Here is an 18232-nt window from a genome sequence, read left to right as displayed (position 1 = left end):
ATAAAACCAGGTTACGTTGCGCCCCACAAAGTCTATAATTCGATTATTCTGTTAAAATTTTAAACAAATAATAATCTGCAGTACTTGGCTTTGAATGTAATTCACGCTAGGATAAGTTTTTTTATTTTAAATTCTGTCGATGTTATTTATATTAAGGTAGAAACTATGGAGCAAGTAGAAGACAATAAGACTGGAAATGCGGTGCAGCATCAAATATTACAGTTAAGTCATCGCTTAAATTCGCAAATTTTAGGTCAGAGTGGATTAATTTCGCGTTTGCTCATCGCCTTACTTGCCGATGGCCATTTATTAGTTGAAGGGGCGCCTGGATTGGCAAAAACACGGGCGGTTAAAGAACTGTCTGATGGAGTTGAAGGGAATTTTCATCGCATCCAGTTTACCCCAGATTTATTGCCTGGAGATTTAACAGGTACTGATGTATATCATCCACAAAATGGTTCTTTCGTATTTCAACCAGGTCCTATATTCCATCATTTGCTTTTGGCAGATGAAATTAACCGTGCTCCGGCGAAAGTACAATCTGCTTTACTTGAGGCAATGGCCGAAAGACAAGTTACTATAGGAGGCAAAACCTATCCTTTGCCTGAATTATTTTTGGTTATGGCAACACAAAACCCCATTGAGCAGGAGGGAACTTATCCATTGCCCGAAGCACAATTGGACCGGTTTTTGATGTATGTAAAAATTAGTTATCCTGATGCCAAAATTGAGCATGATATTTTAGCGTTATCACGCAGAGAGGCCTTAGGGGCGGTGATGGCCACTAAACCGCCTGCATCAGAGAAATTATCACAAAAAACATTATTTGAAGCACGTAAGCAAGTACTTAATGTTCATACAAGTGAGGCATTAGAAAATTATCTGGTCCAGTTAGTCGTAGCAACACGTAATCCAGGTGTATACAGTGAAGAGTTGGGCCGTTGGTTGCGCTTTGGAGCCAGCCCGCGTGCCACAATTGCTCTCGATCGTTGTTCTAAAGCTCATGCCTGGCTTTGCGGTAGAGATTATGTCACTCCAGATGACATTCATGTGATTGCTCATGATGTGTTACGGCATCGAATTTTATTAAGCTTTGAAGCTGAAGCAGAAGGAATTAATAGTGATGATTTTATTGACTCCTTATTGCGCTTGGTTGCTGTTCCGTAGCTTGGGTGCAGCGCAGCGGAACCCGGGATGAGGGGAAATCGATACCCCGGGTAACGGCTTCGCCATGTTCCCTGAAAAATATGTAGGTTGGGAAACCAAACAAAATAACTTCCTTGAATTTGATGATTCAGTCCCCATTTACAGAGAATATGAGGTGCAAGAGGTATTTATGGTTAATGGCGTTATTGCAGAATTAAATGAATTGATTGACTTGAGACGTTATGTCCAATCCGTTCATTATCGCCCTGAAGGTAAAGCAATACGATCAGGCAATCATTTATCCAAATTACGTGGTCGTGGTATGGATTTTGCCGAAGTAAGAAATTATCAGGCTGGTGATGAAATACGCCACATGGAGTGGCGCGTTACCGCACGCACCGGAAGACCTCATGTCAAAATTTATCAGGAAGAACGGGAAAGACCAGTGGTGATTCTCACTGATTTTAATCCCTCCATGATTTTCGGTACTCGCGTCGCATTTAAATCAGTCATTGCTGCACGCTTAGCATCTCTTCTTGCTTGGACAGTGATCAAAGAAGGCGATAGAGTGGGCGGAGTATTCTTTTCTGCCACGGATCACAGTGAGTTTACGCCACGCAGTCGTGATATGGGGGTACTGCCTTTGCTGGCCTCCTTAAGTCGATATACTGATCAAACTGAAGCGCAACGCGAAGCGCAGCCAAGGCTGCTTAGTGACGCATTAGTACGCTTACGCCGTGTAGTCAGACCAGGAAGCATCCTGGTTTTGATCAGTGACTTTTACTCTATGGATAGTGAATGCGAAAAGCATTTAAAACGATTACGCTACCATAATGATATTCTGGCTTACCATGTTTGTGATCGAGTAGAACTTTCTCCACCCAAACCTCAGCAATATGCAATGACAAATGGACAGCAAGAAATAATACTCGATACCCGCGTACGTTCAGTGAACAACGCTTATGAGCAATATTGCCAACAACGCATAGAAAACCTGCAAGATCAGTTTCGACGCTTACATATTCAGTATGTTCAAGTGACAGCAGACGTTGATTTAGCGCCATTAGTGCGTCAAACGTTTCCCAGGAGATCCCGTGGCTAACACTGATCCCTTGGCACACTTAAAAGACATTCATCTTCCCACTCCAATTGGCTGGTGGCCATTGGCTCCAGGATGGTATATTCTGATGGGTTTGATTTTATTTTTAGCAATCATACTTGCTTACGATGTTTATAAGAGATATCGCAATGCTCTGGCCAAAAAACATGCATTGCTTTTGTTAAATACCTATCAAAAAGAATATGAGCAAGAACATAATGGCACTCAGACCAGTGCACGTATTTCAGAATTGTTACGCCGAGTGGCTCTCGTCTATTATCCAAGAGAGCAAGTTGCAAGTTTACATGGAGAACAGTGGCTTAACTTCTTAAATGAGACAAGCAAAGGAATTGATTTCAATCCAGTAAAAGATTTGTTATTAGATGCGCCCTTCAAAACAGGGGAAACGGTGGATATCAAGCCCTTGTTCAGCACAGCACAGCTTTGGATTAAACAAAGAGGAGTGCCATGTTCGAATTAGCTAATCCTTGGGTTTTAATACTCTTTCCTTTACCCTTAATCTTCTGGTTTTTGATGCCCAGAGTCAAAGTACAATTGCCTGCTGCATTGAAAGTACCTTTCTTTGCCGCAATGATCGATATAGCAGATCAGGAAAAACGTTCTGTTTCTGCACAATATTCGCTGCTCATCCCAGTCATTGTATGGTTATTATTGGTTGTTGCTTTAGCGGGTCCTCGCTGGATTGGTGCTCCCAAACCTATTGAGCGTGAAGGTTTTAACATCATGATGGCTTTAGATTTGTCTGGAAGCATGGAAATTCCTGATATGCTCCTGCATGGCCGACCTGTAAGCCGTTTAAGTGTCGTAAAAAATGCCGCCGATCAATTTGTGCGTGAACGTTCAAGTGATAAAATTGGTTTAATCCTTTTTGGTACTCGTGCTTACTTGCAAACGCCGCTTACCTATGACCGACATACCATTCTCCTGCGTCTTGAAGATGCCACCGCTGGGCTTGCAGGTAAAACCACATCTATTGGTGACGCTGTAGGTCTTGCTGTTAAACGGTTGAGAAATGTACCCAAAAAAGGAAGAGTGCTTATTTTACTAACAGATGGTGCAAATAATTCTGGCGTACTGGCTCCGTTAAAAGCAGCCGAATTGGCTAAAGAAGAAAGAATTAAAATCTACACTATAGGTTTAGGCTCTGAAGCAGATTCAAGAGCATTAGTCGGTAATTTTATGATGCAAAATGCTTCAGCAGATTTGGATGAAGAAACCTTAAAAAGAATGTCTGACATGACTGGAGGCCGTTATTTCCGTGCTACGGATACTGAAACATTACGTTCAATTTATAAAACGATTAACGAATTGGAAACCATAAAACAGGAACAAGCTACAATCCGTCCACAAAAGGAATATTATCCCTGGTTTGTTGGTCTTGCATTATTGCTTTGTTTCTCTTGGCTAGTTAGAAAAGCAGATTTAAAACTGAAAGAAAGCGCTGTAATGCCAAATCGGGAGGCATTAAAGTCATGATTGCAGATTTTCATTTTTTAAGACCTTGGTGGCTGTTAATGGTTTTTCCTTTATTAGGGTTAGCTGTAGCTTTTTGGCGCCAAAAACCTAAATTGCATGCTTGGGCAGAAGTTTGTGATCCGCATTTACTCAGCCATCTCATGCAAAAAAAAGGACAAGGGCAACGTATGGGCTCGATGCTCTGTTTGTTTTTAAGCATTTTGTTTATGATTTTGAGTATTGCCGGCCCTGTTTGGGATAAGCTGCCTGTAGCCACCTATAAACCGATACAACCCCGAGTTTTAGTTTTGGATATGTCGGACAATATGATGGCCAATGATCTATCGCCTAATCGATTAAGTAGGGCTAAATTTAAGTTGCATGATTTATTTGCTCACAAAGATGTCGGTCAGTTTGGTCTTGTGGTCTTTACCAGCGAACCTTTTGTTGTCTCTCCACTTACAGATGATGGACATACTATTTCTTCCCTACTGTCTTCACTCACTCCAGATATCATGCCAGTAACTGGACAAAATCTTGATAGTGCCTTGAATGAAGCCAGCAACTTAATCAAACAAGCGGGTTATAAACAGGGACAAATTTTGGTATTAACAGCAGACTCCCCTTCCGATACATCAATTGCACTGGCGAAAAAACTAGCAGAATCAGGAATTTACTCCTCAATTATGCCAGTCAAAGCTGATAAAAACCTAAACCCGCTATTTAATCGTTTTGCTGATGCAGGTCGAGGACTATTGGTAAAATACACTTCTGATTCAAATGACATAGATCAATGGCTAAATTTCAGTAATAACAATAAGTTTGCTCTAAGTGAAGATGAAGACATTCCACTTTGGCGAGATGAAGGACGGTGGTTTTTAATTCCTGCGCTGCTGTTACTTCTGCCCGTATTTCGACGTGGTTGGATACAGAGGGTAGCCGTATGATGCGCCGCTTTATTCTTTTATTCATCTTGTTTTTATCCTTTGCTACCCATGCCTTTAATTGGCAAGACTTGTGGTCCACGCGGGATCAACAAGGACGAGACTTAATGACAAAAAACCAATTCAAACAAGCCAAGGAAACATTTACACGTAGCGATTGGGCTGCCGCCGCTGCCTATCGCGCAGGCGATTACCAAAAAGCAGCTGAGTTGTATCAAAACTTAAAAAATGAACAAGGTTATTATAACCAAGGAAATTCCCTAGCCCATATGGGACAATATGAAGAAGCAATTAAAGCTTATGATAAAGCATTGGCAATCAATTCTAACAATCAGGATGCTCTTTATAATCGCAAGTTAGTTGAAGAACTTTTAAAAAAAGATAAAGAGAAAAAGCAAAACAAAGATCAGCAAAATAAAGATCAGCAAAACAAAGATCAGCAAAACAAAGATCAGCAAAACAAAGATCAGCAAAGCAAAGATCAGCAAAACAAAGATCAGCAAAACAAAGATCAGCAAAACAAAGATCAGCAAAACAAAGATCAGCAAAACAAAGATCAGCAAAACAAAGATCAGCAAAACAAAGATCAACAAAACAAAGATCAGCAAAACAAAGATCAACAAAACAAAGATCAACAAAACAAAGATCAACAAAACAAAGATCAGCAAAATAAAGATCAGCAAAACAAAGATCAGCAAAACAAAGATCAGCAAAATAAAGATCAGCAAAATAAAGATCAGCAAAACAAAGATCAGCAAAATAAAGATCAGCAAAACAAAGATCAAAATAAAAAAAATAATCAGAATAATAATGAAGCTCAATCTGAGGCAGAGCGAGAAAAACAACAGGCAAAAGAACAATGGTTGCGTTTGATTCCAGATGATCCGGGTGGATTAATGCGAGAAAAATTCTTACGTGACCATTTACGAAGGGAACGCGGGTGGTATCAATGAAAAAAATATTAATTATTGCTTTTTTTTGTTTATTCAGTGGACTAATCCATGCTGAAGTACAAGTGCAGGTCGATCCTTCTCAAGTTAGTATTGATGATTCATTCAGTTTGATTTTAATCCAAGATAATTTACAAAACGGGGGTATTCCCGATCTGACTCCATTACAAAAAGATTTTATGATTCTCGGCACCGAACGTCGCATGAATTACTCGATTATTAATGGACAAACCCAATCATCCAGTGAATGGACTATCACGTTAAAGCCGCAAAAAGAGGGTAAATTAACAATTCCTCCCATCAAAATTGGCAGAGAATATACCAAAACTACAACAATTGATGTAACTACTGGCACACCACAAAATTCTCCCAGCAGTAATTCTATGAGTTCACAGAAGAATCAGAGTATTTATTTGGCCACCGAAGTTAGTAAAAAGAATCCTTATGTTAATCAACAAGTTATTTATAAAGTAACCTTATACAATTCCAAGCACCTTTTAGATGCAAGTTATCAAGGACCTCAAGTAGAAAATGCTTTGCTCATTCCTTTAGGGGAGGAAAAGCGTTATCAGACTCAAAAAAATGGCGTGAATTTTCTTGTTGAAGAGCAAAACTATGCCATTTTTCCACAAAAAAGTGGCCCCTTAAAAATAAAACCGCCAGTGTTTACTGCCTTGATTTATGATTTCAATCCTGAGCGGATTAAGGCCACAGACAAGGCTATAAATATAGAGGTGCAACCCGTACCTAAAGAATATTCAGGAAAAGTATGGTTGCCGGCAAAACAAGTCAAATTAATGGAGCAATACGAGAATTCTAAACAAACTATTGCACAAGGCAACACGTTAATCCGTACTGTAACTCTTGAAGGTGTAGGGATTCCAGCTCAGCTTTTACCTACCCTCAATTTTGGCGCAATAGATGGTGTTAATGTTTATCCCGAGAAAGGAAAAGATAAGAATCGAGTTACTTATGGAGAATTGATTGGCCGCGCTGAGATCAAAGTGACTTATTTATTCAATAAAGCAGGAAAAATAACGATTCCTGAACTTAAGCTTCCTTGGTTCAATACGGAAACAGGAAAAGAAGAAATAGCTACATTGCCTGCAAAAACATTTGAAGTAACTCCTTCAGTGAACCCCACACCCACAGTAACCCCAAGCCAAACTGAAGTAAATAAAGATCCGAATGTAACAACCCAACCCACAACAAAAGAAAAAAGTGAACCCTCTTCACCAACACAATTCATTTGGGCCTGGACAATTGCCGCACTTTTTGCCTGTGCTTGGTTAGTCACTTTAGTCTTGTGGGGATGGCAAAGACGCAATAGAAATCCAGGAAAAGGCCAATATAAAACTGCATTAAACACCCTTCATAAAGCATGTATGCAGGGAAATCCTCGTCGCGCGCGCGATGCATTATTAAAGTGGGCCAAACTACATTGGCCAGACGCCCCTATATTAAATCTCACTGATCTAACGCGTCTTACGACGGATGCTTCTTTCAAAAAACAAGTACAAACTCTTTCGCAAGTTTTGTATAAAAATAAAGAAAAAACCTTGTGGCGGGGTGATGAATTATGGCGCAGTGTTGAGCAAATGAAAAAAAATAATACGAACAAAAAAGAGAATGGAAGCGCTCTACCGCCTATTAATCCTTCTTGAAAGGAACATTCCCAGATTGGATTCTTTTTTAAATTCCAAGTTGACGCCGCGATCATTCAGGGGTAGTTTGAATCTTGGCGTAAAGCTCAAATAGGGCTTTCCCCTTATAGAGCGTAAATGATGAGCGTCTCATTACATGGGTGGGCGTTCAGTCTCTTTTAATAATTCATCCTCTTCTTTCTTCTTTTCAAGTCCTGTACTCTTTGATGGAGAAACCTGATCGGAGTCTTTAGGTTGGAGTGTTGGACGAATAATCGGCTCATCTGCTACGGTTTCTTTTAATCGTTCGGCAATTTTTTTTATTCCAGGCATATCCTGTTTGACCTTCCTATCTGAAGTCTCAAATTCTGATTCGGTCAAATCATCTTTTTCCCCTTCCGTATCATTATCTCCTTCGTCGGATTCAGTTTTTTTTGTAACCGCATTTATTATTTTCTTTCCAAGTGACTTAAGCAGAGGATAAGTAACCCGTCCAATAACATAAGCAAGTGCCAAAGAAGCCGTTGCTGCAAGTATCCCAAAGCCTACTGGTGGGAGGAATAAGCAGAAAGCTGCCCCAATAAATGCAATTGAAGCAAAAGTAATACCCACGGCTCTATCTACAACAGCCATTGTCCCCAACTTTTCAATTTTTTGCTTACATTCTTCCTGCTCATTATATAATTTTTGCAAGGTATTTAAGTCAGCTTTAATTTCTTTTCTTGCATTTCTGATATCCTCTTCTAAGGAAGTATACTCCTCAACTTTCCCTTCTTTTTTCGCTTTTTTTGCTTTTGTCTCCAGGTTTTCCAAGTCATCAATTAAATAATTGATGACATTTTTTTTGCTTTCAATCTTTTTTTCTATTTCTGCCAGCTGGTCTTTTAGTTCATAACGTTTGTAATAGAGCTTGGCCAGGGTGATCACACTCAGAGCTAATGCAGCTATGGAGGTAACCAAGGCAATAATAGGTGCTGCGGGGGGGTATGCAATAGCAGTTATTGTAAGCCCTAGAATCACTGCTGAATACAAAAAACGGGCATTACGAGATAACGTAATCGGTGATTCTTGCTTGGTTATATAGGCCCCTAAATAAATGCAGGGAATATAAATAAAATCCAATATGCTCGTAACTAATTTGATAACGTGAAACCCTGTGCTTGCTGATGCGGTAGAATCACTTACGTGCCCTGCTACTTGCACCATATGAGTAATTGCACTTCCGGATCCATCTACAGAGTCCATAAACTTGTTAAAAAAAGGGAGCATCCGTAATATAGATGATGCAATGGACTTAGGGGAAGTTTTAATACCCTTCATTGATTTTATTTTTTTTCTTAAATACGCAGCCGAAAACTCTTCGAGTTCAATTTCATCTTCAGTCTTATTAAAAAACATCGCTTATCTCAAAAATTGTTTTCTTGTTAACTCATAGTATAACAAGCAATTATGATATAAAGATGAACAAAAATAATGTCTCCCTATTTCTTTAATATTGGGACAATGGGCAAAAAAGTGTATAATTCCTCTTTTTGTTTCACAAATATTGATCAGTCATGAATCTTGAAAAATTATATGATGTTATTGTCGTGGGTGGTGGACATGCGGGCACCGAAGCCGCTTTAGCATCTGCACGAATGGGAGCACAAACTTTATTACTTACTCATAACATGGATTTGCTTGGTCAGATGTCATGTAATCCTGCCATAGGAGGAATTGGGAAAGGACATTTAGTGAAAGAAATTGATGCCCTGGATGGGGCTATGGCAAAAGCCACAGATAAGGCAGGAATTCAATTTCGTACCCTTAATGCTTCTAAGGGGCCAGCCGTTCGTGCTACTCGCGCACAAGCTGATCGCGTGCTTTATCGACAAGCTATTAGAGAACAACTACAAACTCAAGAAAATCTGACTCTGTTTCAACAAGCTGTTGATGATTTATTGATCGAAGGAGAGCGTGTTACTGCTGTTGTTACCCAGATGGGCCTTATCTTACGAGCGCGTGCTGTAGTACTAACCGTTGGTACTTTTTTGGGAGGCAAAATTCATGTGGGTATGAATCAATATGCAGGGGGGCGTGCAGGTGATCCCCCTTCGATTGCATTGGCAAAAAGTTTGCGTGATCTTGATTTGCCCGTTGGTCGTTTAAAGACTGGAACACCGCCCCGGATCGATCGTCGTTCATTAGATTACAGCCAGATGACTGTACAGCCTGGGGATACGCCCATACCCGTTTTTTCTTATCTGGGTCATGTTAGTGATCACCCTCAACAAGTAGCGTGCCATATTACCCATACAACCGAAGCAACCCACGAAATTATTCGTAATAACCTGCACCAGTCTCCTATGTATGCGGGAGTTATTGAAGGGGTTGGACCTCGTTATTGCCCCTCTATAGAAGATAAAATTGTTCGTTTTGCGGATAAATTATCCCATCAAATATTTGTCGAGCCTGAGGGATTAACTACTGAAGAAATCTATCCTAACGGCATTTCTACGAGTCTTCCTTTTGAAGTACAAGTCCAGTTTGTACGGACAATTAAAGGGTTTGAAAATGCCCATATCACTCGACCTGGTTATGCCATAGAATATGATTATTTTGACCCTCGTGGGTTAACTTCATTCTTGCAAACCAAACCCATCCCCAACTTGTTTTTTGCAGGGCAGATCAACGGAACAACAGGCTATGAAGAAGCTGCGGCACAAGGAATTATTGCAGGCATGAATGCTGCCTTGCTGATACAGGAAAAGGAACTTTGGTGTCCGCGACGAGATGAAGCTTATATAGGTGTGTTGATTGATGACCTGATCACTTGCGGTACCCAAGAACCCTATAGAATGTTCACTTCCCGTGCTGAATATCGCTTACTTCTGCGGGAGGATAATGCAGATTTACGTTTAACCGCTAAAGGCAGAGAATTAGGCATAGTAGGCGAGGAACGTTGGCAACATTTCTCCGCAAAACGCGAGGCAATAGAATCGACTCAGGCTTTACTACATAATACTTGGGTACGAGTAGGCCATAACGAATGCTTTAAAGATATCCTGCTTAATCCCATGCAACATGATAATAGGGCCTCAGAGTTTCTCAAACGCCCTGAAATTAATTATCAGCATTTATTAATGCTCGATGATTTAAACTTGCCTAAACTAGCAACTGAAGTCAGTGAACAAATAGAAATTCAAAATAAATATGCAGGCTATATCGAGCGACAACAACAAGATATAGAAAAAATGCGTAAACATGAAAATACTTTATTACCAGAATCGTTAGATTATAGTGAAGTGACTGGATTATCTAATGAAGTGATTCAAAAGCTAACCAAGATAAGACCATCTACTTTAGCCCAGGCCGGTCGTATTTCAGGAGTCACTCCTGCTGCCTTGTCGCTACTTTTAGTGCATTTGAAAAAACAGCGAATTGAGGTATGAAAGAACAAATAACGCAGATACAACCACTACTTAGAGAGGGTTTACATCAATTTGATATGGAAGAACTTAGCGCTTCTTTATCTGATTATTTATTCTTACTTAACAAGTGGAATTTAGCTTATAATCTCACTGCAATCCGTGATCTTGAGTCTATGGTCGGTAAACATATATTGGATAGCCTGGCTATTTTACCTTGGCTTAAAGGCAATCACATCATTGATGTAGGAACAGGAGCAGGCTTACCGGGTATTCCTCTTGCACTGGCAAGACCCGACTTAAGCTTTGTTTTATTAGATTCTAATGGTAAAAAAACTCGTTTTCTGGCAGAAGTGAAACGACAGCTAAATTTAACAAATGTTGAAATTGTTCAATTTAGAGTCGAAAACTACCACCCGACTCAAGGTTTTGATACAGTATTAAGTCGAGCTTTTAGTAGCCTTGAACAAATGATTCAGTGGACGCAACATCTTATTGCTGATAATGGAATTTGGTTGGCAATGAAGGGACGTTATCCTGATACAGAATTGCATGAGATCAACCAAAGTTGCAAGATAGAGCGTTATACTGTGGCAGGTGTTGAAGGCGAGCGTTGTTGCGTCATAATTGAAAATCAACCTGGAAAGTAGCAATGGGCCTTTACAGTTTCTTACTTACCCGGGTTTAACCAAGGAATAAATCATGGCAAAAGTTATAGCCATTGCCAATCAAAAAGGCGGAGTAGGCAAGACCACTACTGCGATTAATTTAGCGGCTTCTTTGGCAGCAAATCGACAACAAGTTTTACTGATCGACTTGGATCCCCAAGGCAATGCCACCATGGGTAGTGGCGTCGATAAAAGCCAATTGGTGCATACGACTAATGATGTCTTACTTCATGATTGTCTTGCGAATCATGCATGTCTTTCCACAACAAGTGGTTATGATTTAATACCCGGCAACGATGATTTAACTGTTGCGGAAGTGAGTCTGATGGAACGCAATCATCGTGAAACTTTCCTCTATAAGGCATTGCAACCCATTCAAAATAATTATGACTTTGTGCTGATTGATTGTCCACCCGCGTTGAATACGCTGACAATTAATGCTTTTGTTGCTGCGGATTCTGTTCTTATCCCCATGCAATGCGAATACTATGCTCTGGAGGGGTTGGCTGCTCTGCTTTCAACTATTGAGCAAGTTAAAGCTTCGGTAAATCCTCGATTGCATCTTGAGGGAGTGTTGAGAACCATGTACGATGCGCGTAATCGATTGTGTTCTGAGGTGTCAAAGCAACTCATAGAACATTTTCCAACTAAAGTCTATAGAACCGTAGTACCGCGTAATGTCAGACTTGCTGAAGCACCAAGTCATGGATTGCCAGCCTTACATTACGATAAAACATCTCCAGGCGCAGCAGCCTATATGGTACTCGCCTCTGAGTTGATTAATAAACAGACTGTTGCAGGATAATTGGGGTAATTTATGACAGTAAAACGTAGTAGTTTAGGGCGTAACTTATCCGCTTTATTAAGTCAATCAAATAGTATTCTTTTAAATGAAAAACCTCAAACTGAAATTCTTAAACTTGCGGTTGAGTGTTTGCAACCTGGAAAATATCAACCCCGTGGTGAAATGGAAGAAGCTCCCCTAATGGAACTTGCCCAGTCAATCAAAAAACAGGGTTTGCTACAACCTCTTTTGGTTCGTGAACTGAATACTGGCCGCTATGAAATTATTGCCGGCGAGCGGCGTTGGCGTGCAAGTCAGTTAGCTGGACTCACAGAAGTTCCAGTTATTTTGAAGCAAGTTGATGATGAAACAGCGATGGCTATGGCCTTAGTGGAAAATTTGCAACGTGAAGATTTGAATGCGATGGATCAAGCGCGAGCCATGCATAGACTCACGCATGAATTTTCTTTAACCCATCAACAAGTTGCAGATCTCTTGTGTAAGTCCAGAACTGCGGTAAGCAATTATTTACGACTACTGGCATTATCACTCGGTGTCAAAAAGCTTTTAGAACATGGTGATCTGGATATGGGGCACGCACGTGCTCTGCTAATGCTAGACGAAGAACAACAAAATCAAGTGGCTCAACTTATCGTTGCTAAGAACTTATCCGTGCGTGAAACTGAAAAGCTCGTTGAGCGGATTAAATCGGGTAAAACAAAAGAAGAACAACAGCCTATAGATCTTGCTCACTATCAAGATCAATTGAAAAATCTCTCACAACATTTGCAAACACCCATTAAGCTTAAACCTGGCAAATCAGGTAAAGGCTCCTTAGTCATCCATTATGATAACGAACACAGTTTGCAAAACATTATTGATCAGCTTATTAGTGCATACTAACTGCTTAACTGTATTTGTAGCCTTGGTTTAGCGCAACGAAACCGGATTTGGTTGATGTTGAGTAATAGCCCAGGCTCGACAGTTGGATTGAGCACTTACGGTGTTGATTGGCAGTATTTGCTTCGGCTTTTCATTTTCTATGAATCAGATTCGCCCTCAATGCTCCCCAGTAAAGTTTGGAAGAGGTTTCTTGAACTTCTGAAAAAATAAATAATTAGGCTACAATTTATTATATAAGCTGGTTATATTGCTTGGAGACTGCAATGTTAATTCAGCCTGTTCAACCCGTATACATTCTAATAAAAATTGGCGACGAAGAATATTCAGGCCAACTTCTCAGTTTATCTGAAGAAAACATTGAGTTTAAATGTGATGCGTATATTGAAAAATATATCGAGGTCTCTTTTTTAGCAAAGCATTTCCGGGGTCAAGCAATCATTCAGGAAATTAAATTTGAGCATTCGTTCTTTACTTATCAGTTAACAATTCGTGAAATCCAATTCCAGCCTGGTTTATTGATCAATACGCGCTTATAGGACTATAAATGTACGATAGCAACGAGGGCTGCCCATTTACCCCTAAGTCTTTCTGAATCTTCGATACATCGCTGAAAAAACAGTTCGGGGCTACTCCGACATACCGCGGACAAGACTCGGGCGTAGGCAAGAGGTGGTTAAGAGACCGGGAGTCTCTTGCAGGAAAAATGAGTTAGATGTGTTAATATGCTGGGCTTTCAAACAGCCCAGCCTATGTTGGATATCGATTTATTTATAACCAGTAAACAAAAACAAACAGGAACAACCAAACCACGTCCACAAAGTGCCAATACCATGCTACCCCTTCAAATGCAAAGTGACGTTCTGGCGTAAAATGACCCCGTTTGCAGCGAATGGTGATTACAATCAACATAATTGTACCAATGGTTACGTGCAACCCGTGAAATCCTGTGAGCATAAAAAACGTCGTTCCATAAATACCTGAAGCTAAAGTTAAATTCATCTCGGTATATGCTTCATGATACTCATAACTTTGTAACGCTAGGAACGTCACCCCCAATGCAATAGTTAAAATCATCCCGAGAATTAACTGCTTTTGCTTCTGTAATTTTAAAGCCCAATGTGCCCAGGTAATGGTTACCCCTGAGGTTAATAAAATAAGTGTATTTATTGCTGCTAACCCCCAAGCTCCCATTGCGTCATGCGCTCCAGCAAAAATTTGATTGTCCGGATTAACAAGCACAGGCCAGGTTGCCTCGAAATTAGGCCAGAGAGTAAAGTGGGTAATTGGATGTACTTCGCCACCTAAAAGTGGAACTGACCAGAGTCGGGTGTAGAACAAGGCACCGAAAAATGCTCCAAAAAAGCAGACTTCAGAGAAAATGAACCAGCACATCCCCCAACGAAATGATCTATCAACTTGCTCGTCATAGACTCCTTTCGAGTTCTCATAAATTACTTGGCCAAACCATCCAAATAGCATAAAAACCATGATTGCAAAACCAATGGTGAATATGTAGGGACCATACCAGTCATGATGAAGCCAAGATGCAGCACCCACGAGAGTAGTAGTTAACCCAATTGATGCAACCAAAGGCCAATGACTCGGTTTAGGGATATAATAAGTACCATGTCCTCCCATTATATTTCAATCTCCTGTTCCAATAATCTGTTTTTCAACGCACTCTTTAGTGGAAGAGCGTAATCTATAAATTGTTCGACCTGCCAATTTTGATTTGCAGCATGCAGTTATTTGTGTGTTTAACATAAAGTTCTATACATTCAAAATATGCAGCCGCATATCAACCTTTGTCTGTTACATCAAATAAAGTATAAGACAGCGTAACCGTCTGTACTTTTTTGGGTAAATCCGCATCCAGATGAAATAACAAAGGCATATTCATTGCTTCATGTCCATTCAATGTTTGCCGCGCAAAGCAAAAACACTCTGTCTTTTTCAGATATTTAGCAGCGATACCCGGTGTGACGCTGGGTATAGCCTGTACAGTCATCTGATGATCCGTCTTATTCTCTGCATAAAATGACAGCTTGGCTATTTCGCCAGGATGTACCTTGATTTTTCGCATTTTTGGATAGAATGCCCAAGGAACACCACTATTATTTGTAGCAACAAATTCAACGGTTATTTCTCTACTTTTATCTACTTTAGCTTTGCTTACATCATATGCTACCGCTTCAGGATTTGTTTTACCATTAATGCCCAATGATTTACACAAACTGTTGTAAATGGGCACTAATGCAAATCCAAAGGCAAACATCCCCAGCACGAGGCCGGATAATATAACGAGTAGTCGGTGATGCCCATTTTGTTTTTTCATACAGCTAACCTATAAATCTAACTTGGGCGGAGTGGTAAAAGTATGGTAGGGAGGTGGCGAAGGTAATGTCCATTCTAAGCCATATGCACCTTCCCATGATCTTGCAGCAGCAATATCTTTTTTAGTACCCTTTTTCCTTATGGTAGCAATTACATTATATAAAAATAAGAGCTGTGTGAATCCAAAAATAAAGGCACCAATTGAAGAGACCATATTGAAATTAGCAAATTGCAATGCATAATCCGGGATTCTTCTTGGCATGCCTGCTAATCCTAAAAAGTGCATTGGAAAGAAGGCTACATTTACCGAAATAACAGACAGCCAAAAGTGCCATTTACCTAACAGTTCGTTATACATATGCCCGGTCCACTTAGGAAGCCAGTAATATGTGGCGGAGAATAGGGCAAAAATTACACCTGGAACCAGAACGTAATGGAAATGAGCCACGACAAAATAACTATCTTGATATTGGAAATCTGCAGGAACCAACGCAAGCATCAGTCCTGTGAATCCTCCTATAGTAAACAAAAATACAAATGCCAATGCAAATAACATGGGTGTTTCAAAAGTCATAGAGCCACGGAACATAGTGCTTACCCAGTTAAATACTTTAATGCCGGTGGGAACCGCAATAAGCATCGTGGTATACATGAAAAATAATTCTGCGCCCAGAGGGATACCTGTTGTAAACATATGGTGCGCCCAGACAATAAATGACAAGATAGCAATACTGACTGTAGCATAAACCATAAAGTAATAGCCAAATAAAGGTTTACGGCTAAAGGTAGGGATAACTTCAGAGATAACCCCGAAAGCAGGCAATACGAGAACATACACTTCAGGATGTCCAAAAAACCAGAATACATGTTGGAACAATATGGGATCACCACCACCGGCCGCGCTAAAGAAGCTGGTACCAAAATGACGATCAGCCAGCATCATGGTTACCGCTCCAGCCAATACAGGCATAATTGCAATCAATAAAAAGGCAGTAATTAACCAGGTCCATACGAACATTGGCATTTTCATCAGGGTCATGCCGGGGGCACGTAAATTTAATATAGTAGCAATAATATTAATTGAACCCATAATGGATGAAAGACCCATCATATGTATCGAGAAAATCATAAAATCGGTGCTTGGAGGTGCATAAGTAGTCGAGAGAGGTGCATACATGGTCCAGCCAAAGTTAGGACCGCCTCCAGCATGGAATGTAGTTGAAAGTAATAATGTAAAAGCAAAAGGTAAAATCCAAAAACTCCAGTTATTTAAACGTGGCAACGCCATATCGGGAGCGCCTATCATCATTGGAATTTGCCAGTTTGCCATTCCAGTAAATGCTGGCATTACCACCCCAAACAACATGATTAAGCCATGCAGGGTAGTCATTTGGTTAAAGAAATTAGGATCAACGAAACGATGTCCTGGCTGAAATAATTCTGCCCGAATAATTAAGGCCATGCCACCCGCTAAAAAGAAGCTGAACATTGCAAGCCACAAATAAAGTGTGCCTATGTCTTTGTGGTTTGTAGTAAACAGCCAGCGTTTTATAAATCCTAAGACGCCCTTACCCTGTTCAGGACCATGATCGTCATGTTTCTCATCGTGCGCTAATGTATAACTACTCATTGCAAACCTCCAGCTTGAACTTTATTAACCATGGTTGGTTGTTGATTAGCTTTCTGACGTTGTGTAGCAACCTCTGCGGCTTGAACTACATCATTAGTGTTGTTGTCCCAGGCATTGCGCTCATATGTAGCAATTGCAGCAATTTCTTCATCTGTAAGTTGATCTTTATAAGGTTGCATTGCTGAGCCGGCAACACCATTAAGTATTATATCTAGATGCCGTGAAACAGGATGACCGGTCGCTACTGAACTGGCCCTAAGAGCTGGGTACATAGGCGGTATACCCCTACCGTCAGGTTGATGACATGGGGAACAAAATTGTTCATATTTTTGCTTGCCAAAAGCAAGAAACTCATCACGTGTCATCGTTTTCTGTGGAGCGGCAACAGCTTCCCCTTGAGTATACTGATCTCCGGTTTTTGTTTGCGCAGCTACCCACTTATCAAAATCTTGCTGATTTACTGCTTCAACAACTATAGGCATGAATCCGTGATTCACCCCACAAAGCTCAGCACATTGACCTCGATAAGTTCCTGGTTTATCTATTGTAGCCCATGCCTCATACATAAAGCCGGGTATCGCATCACGTTTAATACCTAATTCGGGAACCCACCAAGAATGAACCACATCATTTGAAGTCACTAAAAAGCGAATTTTCTTATTAACAGGCACAACCAATGGTTTATCTACTTCCAATAAATACCACTCATTTTTTTTCTGTTTATTTTGAATTTGTGCAAAAGGCGTGGATAAGGTGCTAAAAAAGCTAATTCCCTGATCAAGATACTCATACTGCCATCGCCACTGGTAGCCCACTACTTTTATAGTTAGTTCTGACTGTTTGGTATCATCCATGCGAATTAAAACACGTGTAGCAGGTATTGCAAGTCCAACGAGAATCAAGAAAGGTATAATCGACCAGACAACTTCCAAGCGAGGATTATCATGAAATGATGCAGCCTTATATCCTTTGGATTTCCTATGATGGATCATGGAATAGATCATAACGCCGAATACCACGACCCCAATAATGGCGCAAACTGCCATACACACCATATGTAGGTAATATGCATCTTTACTGATGGGAGTAACCCCTCGATACATATTTAATTGCCAAAAATCCACAGCGAATATTGGTTGGCTCGCAGCCCAGATACCTAGCATCGTTAATAATCTACAGATCTTTAACCTGTTTAACATCCCCATTCCTCGTCTTGTCAAGAAGCCAGACTGACCTGGCTCCAATTTA

General features: G+C 40.4%; 17 protein-coding genes and 1 pseudogene. 12 read left to right on the top strand and 6 right to left on the bottom strand.

Going from position 1 to position 18232, the window contains the following annotated elements; genetic code table 11:
- Window positions 1-165 precede the first annotated feature (165 nt).
- The 6 genes and pseudogenes from LXO92_RS02960 to LXO92_RS17250 form a co-directional block, all read left to right on the top strand.
- On the top strand, window positions 166-1167 hold the full coding sequence (locus LXO92_RS02960) for an AAA family ATPase (RefSeq protein WP_019232798.1): 1002 nt from the start codon (window positions 166-168) through the stop codon (window positions 1165-1167).
- A 169-nt stretch (window positions 1168-1336) separates the two neighbouring features.
- On the top strand, window positions 1337-2248 hold the full coding sequence (locus LXO92_RS02955; RefSeq protein ID WP_182352710.1) for a DUF58 domain-containing protein: 912 nt from the start codon (window positions 1337-1339) through the stop codon (window positions 2246-2248).
- A complete protein-coding gene (locus tag LXO92_RS02950) occupies window positions 2241-2726 on the top strand; it encodes a DUF4381 domain-containing protein (RefSeq protein ID WP_182351264.1) in 486 nt (161 codons plus the stop codon). Before LXO92_RS02955 ends, LXO92_RS02950 begins: the two co-directional genes overlap by 8 nt.
- Window positions 2714-3742, top strand: coding sequence for a VWA domain-containing protein (locus tag LXO92_RS02945; RefSeq protein WP_182351263.1), 1029 nt, complete (start codon window positions 2714-2716; stop codon window positions 3740-3742). Before LXO92_RS02950 ends, LXO92_RS02945 begins: the two co-directional genes overlap by 13 nt.
- Window positions 3739-4668: a VWA domain-containing protein gene (locus LXO92_RS02940; protein WP_182351262.1), complete on the top strand. Its 930-nt coding sequence runs from the start codon at window positions 3739-3741 to the stop codon at window positions 4666-4668. Before LXO92_RS02945 ends, LXO92_RS02940 begins: the two co-directional genes overlap by 4 nt.
- Window positions 4665-4970 (top strand): annotated as a pseudogene (locus tag LXO92_RS17250) (tetratricopeptide repeat protein); the annotation flags it as partial. The gene LXO92_RS02940 and the pseudogene LXO92_RS17250, both read left to right, overlap by 4 nt.
- A 19-nt stretch (window positions 4971-4989) precedes the next feature.
- Here LXO92_RS17250 and LXO92_RS17245 read toward each other — a convergent pair.
- On the bottom strand, window positions 4990-5517 hold the full coding sequence (locus LXO92_RS17245; RefSeq protein WP_425600740.1) for a pentapeptide repeat-containing protein: 528 nt from the start codon (window positions 5515-5517) through the stop codon (window positions 4990-4992).
- Window positions 5518-5614: 97 nt separating this feature from the next.
- On the opposite strand from LXO92_RS17245, the gene LXO92_RS02930 reads away from it, so the two are divergent.
- Window positions 5615-7279, top strand: a complete 1665-nt coding sequence (locus tag LXO92_RS02930) for a protein BatD (protein ID WP_232890363.1) — start codon at window positions 5615-5617, stop codon at window positions 7277-7279.
- A gap of 132 nt (window positions 7280-7411) precedes the next feature.
- Here LXO92_RS02930 and LXO92_RS02925 read toward each other — a convergent pair whose 3' ends face one another.
- A complete protein-coding gene (locus tag LXO92_RS02925) occupies window positions 7412-8656 on the bottom strand; it encodes a hypothetical protein (RefSeq protein ID WP_182351259.1) in 1245 nt (414 codons plus the stop codon).
- Between the two features lie 158 nt (window positions 8657-8814).
- Here LXO92_RS02925 and mnmG point away from each other — a divergent pair, with 158 nt between their 5' ends.
- The 5 genes from mnmG to LXO92_RS02900 all read left to right on the top strand — a co-directional run bounded on the left by mnmG (window position 8815) and on the right by LXO92_RS02900 (window position 13556).
- A complete protein-coding gene (gene mnmG, locus LXO92_RS02920) occupies window positions 8815-10689 on the top strand; it encodes a tRNA uridine-5-carboxymethylaminomethyl(34) synthesis enzyme MnmG (RefSeq protein ID WP_182351258.1) in 1875 nt (624 codons plus the stop codon).
- Window positions 10686-11315, top strand: coding sequence for a 16S rRNA (guanine(527)-N(7))-methyltransferase RsmG (rsmG, locus tag LXO92_RS02915; RefSeq protein WP_182351257.1), 630 nt, complete (start codon window positions 10686-10688; stop codon window positions 11313-11315). The genes mnmG and rsmG overlap by 4 nt, the downstream gene beginning before the upstream one ends.
- Window positions 11316-11367: 52 nt before the next feature.
- Window positions 11368-12138 (top strand): ParA family protein, encoded by a 771-nt coding sequence (locus tag LXO92_RS02910; protein WP_182351256.1) that lies wholly within the window; start codon window positions 11368-11370, stop codon window positions 12136-12138.
- 12 nt (window positions 12139-12150) lie between these two features.
- Window positions 12151-13020, top strand: a complete 870-nt coding sequence (locus tag LXO92_RS02905; RefSeq protein WP_182351255.1) for a ParB/RepB/Spo0J family partition protein — start codon at window positions 12151-12153, stop codon at window positions 13018-13020.
- 263 nt (window positions 13021-13283) lie between these two features.
- Window positions 13284-13556, top strand: coding sequence for a hypothetical protein (locus tag LXO92_RS02900; protein ID WP_182351254.1), 273 nt, complete (start codon window positions 13284-13286; stop codon window positions 13554-13556).
- Between the two features lie 232 nt (window positions 13557-13788).
- Here LXO92_RS02900 and LXO92_RS02895 read toward each other — a convergent pair whose 3' ends face one another.
- From LXO92_RS02895 to coxB, 4 genes are all read right to left on the bottom strand, one after another.
- A complete protein-coding gene (locus tag LXO92_RS02895) occupies window positions 13789-14658 on the bottom strand; it encodes a cytochrome c oxidase subunit 3 (RefSeq protein WP_232890362.1) in 870 nt (289 codons plus the stop codon).
- Between the two features lie 160 nt (window positions 14659-14818).
- Window positions 14819-15355, bottom strand: a complete 537-nt coding sequence (locus tag LXO92_RS02890; RefSeq protein ID WP_182351252.1) for a cytochrome c oxidase assembly protein — start codon at window positions 15353-15355, stop codon at window positions 14819-14821.
- A gap of 9 nt (window positions 15356-15364) precedes the next feature.
- Window positions 15365-16984, bottom strand: coding sequence for a cytochrome c oxidase subunit I (gene ctaD / locus LXO92_RS02885; protein WP_182351251.1), 1620 nt, complete (start codon window positions 16982-16984; stop codon window positions 15365-15367).
- Window positions 16981-18183, bottom strand: a complete 1203-nt coding sequence (gene coxB, locus LXO92_RS02880) for a cytochrome c oxidase subunit II (protein WP_182351250.1) — start codon at window positions 18181-18183, stop codon at window positions 16981-16983. Before coxB ends, ctaD begins: the two co-directional genes overlap by 4 nt.
- Window positions 18184-18232: the final 49 nt, after the last annotated feature.

Origin of the sequence: Legionella resiliens, assembly GCF_021344005.1 — a bacterium.
Classification (GTDB): Bacteria; Pseudomonadota; Gammaproteobacteria; order Legionellales; family Legionellaceae; genus Legionella; species Legionella resiliens.
The sequence above is the reverse complement of the archived record's forward strand: the minus strand, read 5'-3'. Positions and strand labels throughout refer to the sequence as shown.

Excerpts from the sequence above, each read along its gene's own strand:
- LXO92_RS02960 (WP_019232798.1), top strand. The coding sequence starts at position 166 with ATGGAGCAAGTAGAAGACAATAAGACTGGAAATGCGGTGCAGCATCAA.
- LXO92_RS02955 (WP_182352710.1), top strand. The coding sequence starts at position 1,337 with ATGGTTAATGGCGTTATTGCAGAATTAAATGAATTGATTGACTTGAGA.
- LXO92_RS02945 (WP_182351263.1), top strand. The coding sequence starts at position 2,714 with ATGTTCGAATTAGCTAATCCTTGGGTTTTAATACTCTTTCCTTTACCC.
- LXO92_RS02940 (WP_182351262.1), top strand. The coding sequence starts at position 3,739 with ATGATTGCAGATTTTCATTTTTTAAGACCTTGGTGGCTGTTAATGGTT.
- LXO92_RS02930 (WP_232890363.1), top strand. The coding sequence starts at position 5,615 with ATGAAAAAAATATTAATTATTGCTTTTTTTTGTTTATTCAGTGGACTA.
- LXO92_RS02925 (WP_182351259.1), bottom strand. The coding sequence starts at position 8,656 with ATGTTTTTTAATAAGACTGAAGATGAAATTGAACTCGAAGAGTTTTCG.
- mnmG (WP_182351258.1), top strand. The coding sequence starts at position 8,815 with ATGAATCTTGAAAAATTATATGATGTTATTGTCGTGGGTGGTGGACAT.
- rsmG (WP_182351257.1), top strand. The coding sequence starts at position 10,686 with ATGAAAGAACAAATAACGCAGATACAACCACTACTTAGAGAGGGTTTA.
- LXO92_RS02910 (WP_182351256.1), top strand. The coding sequence starts at position 11,368 with ATGGCAAAAGTTATAGCCATTGCCAATCAAAAAGGCGGAGTAGGCAAG.
- LXO92_RS02905 (WP_182351255.1), top strand. The coding sequence starts at position 12,151 with ATGACAGTAAAACGTAGTAGTTTAGGGCGTAACTTATCCGCTTTATTA.
- LXO92_RS02900 (WP_182351254.1), top strand. The coding sequence starts at position 13,284 with ATGTTAATTCAGCCTGTTCAACCCGTATACATTCTAATAAAAATTGGC.
- LXO92_RS02895 (WP_232890362.1), bottom strand. The coding sequence starts at position 14,658 with ATGGGAGGACATGGTACTTATTATATCCCTAAACCGAGTCATTGGCCT.
- LXO92_RS02890 (WP_182351252.1), bottom strand. The coding sequence starts at position 15,355 with ATGAAAAAACAAAATGGGCATCACCGACTACTCGTTATATTATCCGGC.
- ctaD (WP_182351251.1), bottom strand. The coding sequence starts at position 16,984 with ATGAGTAGTTATACATTAGCGCACGATGAGAAACATGACGATCATGGT.
- coxB (WP_182351250.1), bottom strand. The coding sequence starts at position 18,183 with ATGTTAAACAGGTTAAAGATCTGTAGATTATTAACGATGCTAGGTATC.